The following is a 2,886-nucleotide window of genomic DNA, read 5'->3' on the forward strand; positions in this document are numbered from 1 at the left end:
AGCCGAGGTTGTACGCCGGCTTGACCGGGTCGCCGGCGGCCAGACGCTGCGCGGCGACGACGTGCGCCGCCGCGATGTCGGCCACGTGCACGTAGTCGCGCACGTTCGTGCCGTCTTCGGTGTCGTAGTCGTCGCCGTTGATCCGCGGGGTGCGCTCCGCCAGCAGCGCCTCGAACACGAGCGGGAACAGGTTGTGCGGGCTCGTGTCGTACACGGTCTCATCGCCCGAGCCGACGACGTTGAAGTAGCGCAGCGACGTGTGGCGGAGTGGATGCGGCGTGGCCGCCGTGGCGACGCCCTGATCGCGCAGCAGCCACTCGCCGATCAGCTTCGACTCGCCGTACGGCGAGGCCGGCCGCTTGGGCACGTCCTCGGTGACCAGCGGCACATCCGGTGTGCCGAAGACGGCCGCCGACGACGAGAAGACGATGTTCGTGACATCCGCGGCCTGCATCGTCTCGAGCAGCACCCGCGTGCCCTCGACGTTCTGGGTATAGGTGTGCAACGGCCGCTGCACCGACACCCCGGCGTACTTGAAGCCGGCCACGTGGATGACACCGTCCACGTCGTGGTCGCGCAGCGCGCGCGTCACGGCATCGTGATCGAGGATCGACGCGCGCACGAACGGCACTGTGTCGGGCACGAAGCCGGCGTGCCCGCTGGAGAGGTCGTCAATGACGACCGGCGGCAGGCCTGCCGCGGCGAGCGCGCGCACGACATGCGCACCGATGTATCCGGCACCGCCGGTGACGAGCCACGTCATGGAACTCCTTCGATCGGGCGGTGATCACGCTAACACCTGCGGCGCCGCGCTACTGTGGCGCGATGCGCGTCGTCTTCGCTCCCGACAGCTTCAAGGGGTCGGCCGCCGCGGCCGCCGTCGCGCGCGCACTCGCCGCGGGCTGGGCGTCGGAGCGCCCGGGCGACGACCTCGTCGCACGCCCCATGGCCGACGGCGGCGAGGGCACGATGGCGGCGTTCGAGAGCGCGATCGCGGGCGGTCGGCGCATGCCCGTCGAGGTGCACGGGCCCGACGGCGAGCCGAGGGATGCCGCGTGGCTGCTGCTGCCGGACGGCACCGGCGTCGTCGAGCTTGCCTCGACCTCGGGCATCGAACTGCTCGGCGACCGGCGCCTGCCCTGGGATGCCGACACGCGCGGGTTCGGCGAGGCGATCGCCGCTGCACTCGACGCGGGAGTGCAGCGGCTCGTGCTGGGCATTGGGTCGAGTGCGTCCACCGACGGGGGCGCGGGTCTGCTGACGGCGCTCGGAGCGCGGGCGATGGATGCCTCCGGCCACCCTGTCGCGCGCGGCGCGCGCGGTCTCGATGCCGTGCACGCGGTCGACCTGGGCTGTGTGCGGCCTCCGCCGCCGGGCGGCGTGCAGGTGCTCACAGACGTCACGAGCCCGCTGCTCGGCCAGACTGGAGCCGCCGCGGTGTTCGGACCGCAGAAGGGCATCGACGACGTTCCGCGTGCCGAGGCCGCACTGGCACGCTGGGCGGGGGTCGTCGCCGTCGACCCGGCGGTGCCCGGCGCGGGCGCCGCCGGGGGCGCCGGCTTCGGGCTGCTTGCGTGGGGCGCCCGGCTCGTTCCCGGGGCGGCGACGGTCGCCGCACTCGTCGGGCTGCCCGCGGCGGCGGGCGTGGCATCCCTCCTCGTCACCGGCGAGGGCTCGTACGACGGGCAGTCCGCTGCCGGGAAGGCGCCCGCGCAGGTCGCGGCGATCGCCGGCGCGCACGGCGTACCGGTGGCGTTGGTGGCCGGTCGCGTCGACGCGGGCGCAGACACCTCGGGCTTTGCGGCATCCCTCTCGCTCGTCGAGCTCGCCGGGTCGCCCGAGGCGGCCCTGCGCGAGCCCGAGCGCTGGCTGCACGCCGCCGGGGCCCGGCTGGCGCGTCTGGCGGAGGATGCTCGGCGGTGACGGCCTGCCGGGCCCCGGCATGATTGCTGGCCCCTGTCCCTTGGTCACACCACTGCGGTCGAGACACGGATGCCGCGTGCGCGCTACTCGGAAACCCCCGATGCGCCCCATCGCTGCATGGCCTCTCGCAGATGCGCCGGAGTCAGCATGAACATCGGCTCGAGCTCTTCCCAGCCGGGCTCCTTGACCCGACGGCTATAGGCCGCGTGAGCAGCGTCGACCGGATGCGACTCGTCCAGCCCGCTCCCGTTCTCACCCATCAACGCCAGGTGATAGATCCACAGCGACCCATCCGCCTCGCGATGCTTGAACGTCGCCTCGAACACCGCCCGTTCAGCCGGGAGCGTCTCCAAGCACTCGTCGTATTGCGCCGTGAGCATCGACATCCACTCGGTCAGTTCTTCTTCCTTGCCTTCGACGACGCGCGAGCGACTGAGCTCCAGGCGCAGCCCCGGCGGAACCGTCGCCGGCATCGGGAACCCCTCGAAATCACGAGGCACCGGACGGAACGGGATACGAGTCACAGCATCATCGGACACCCTCAGCACCCTGCCACACCCGACCGCGAATCTCGCCGCCAAGTTTGACGAAAGACAGAGGGGCACCCCCGCACTCCCGCCCCTCGTTCGCGTGCGCGCCGGCCGACGATCTCGTCGAGGCCGCGGTCGCCTGGTAGCCGCGCGGGTCAGCCGCCGAGGGCCGCGGTCACGACGGCGCGGGCCTCGGCCTGCACCTCGCGCAGATGCTGCTCGCCGCGCAGCGATGCGGCGTAGAGCTGGTAGACGTCCTCGGTGCCCGAGGGCCGGGCGGCGAACCATGCATGCGCGGTCTGCACCTTCACGCCGCCGATCGCCGCGCCGTTGCCCGGTGCGTGCGACAGCTGCGCGGTGATCGGATCGCCCGCCAGTTCGGTGGCCGTGACGGCATGAGGCGACAGCTTCGCCAGCGTCACCTTCTGCGCGG

Annotated in this window: 3 protein-coding genes and 1 pseudogene; 1 reads left to right on the plus strand and 3 read right to left on the minus strand. The window is 72.4% G+C overall.

Features of this window, described 5'->3' with window-relative positions; all coding sequences use genetic code 11:
• Positions 1 to 763: NAD-dependent epimerase/dehydratase family protein (locus ACK5IN_RS06405; protein ID WP_416895368.1), on the minus strand; the 763-nt coding region annotated here is incomplete at its 3' end.
• A gap of 62 nt (positions 764 to 825) precedes the next feature.
• Between ACK5IN_RS06405 and ACK5IN_RS06410 the strand changes: the two genes are divergently transcribed.
• Positions 826 to 1,923, plus strand: a complete 1,098-nt coding sequence (locus ACK5IN_RS06410; RefSeq protein WP_416895369.1) for a glycerate kinase — start codon at positions 826 to 828, stop codon at positions 1,921 to 1,923.
• 83 nt (positions 1,924 to 2,006) lie between these two features.
• Here ACK5IN_RS06410 and ACK5IN_RS06415 read toward each other — a convergent pair whose 3' ends face one another.
• Positions 2,007 to 2,462 carry a DUF6176 family protein gene (locus ACK5IN_RS06415; protein WP_416895370.1) on the minus strand — a complete coding sequence of 152 codons (456 nt, stop codon included), beginning with the start codon at positions 2,460 to 2,462 and terminating at the stop codon, positions 2,007 to 2,009.
• Between the two features lie 146 nt (positions 2,463 to 2,608).
• Positions 2,609 to 2,886: pseudogene (locus ACK5IN_RS06420) on the minus strand (phosphoglucomutase, alpha-D-glucose phosphate-specific); the annotation flags it as partial.

The sequence above is a fragment of the Microbacterium sp. genome (genome assembly GCF_047971895.1).
In the GTDB taxonomy this organism is placed as follows: Bacteria; Actinomycetota; Actinomycetes; order Actinomycetales; family Microbacteriaceae; genus Microbacterium.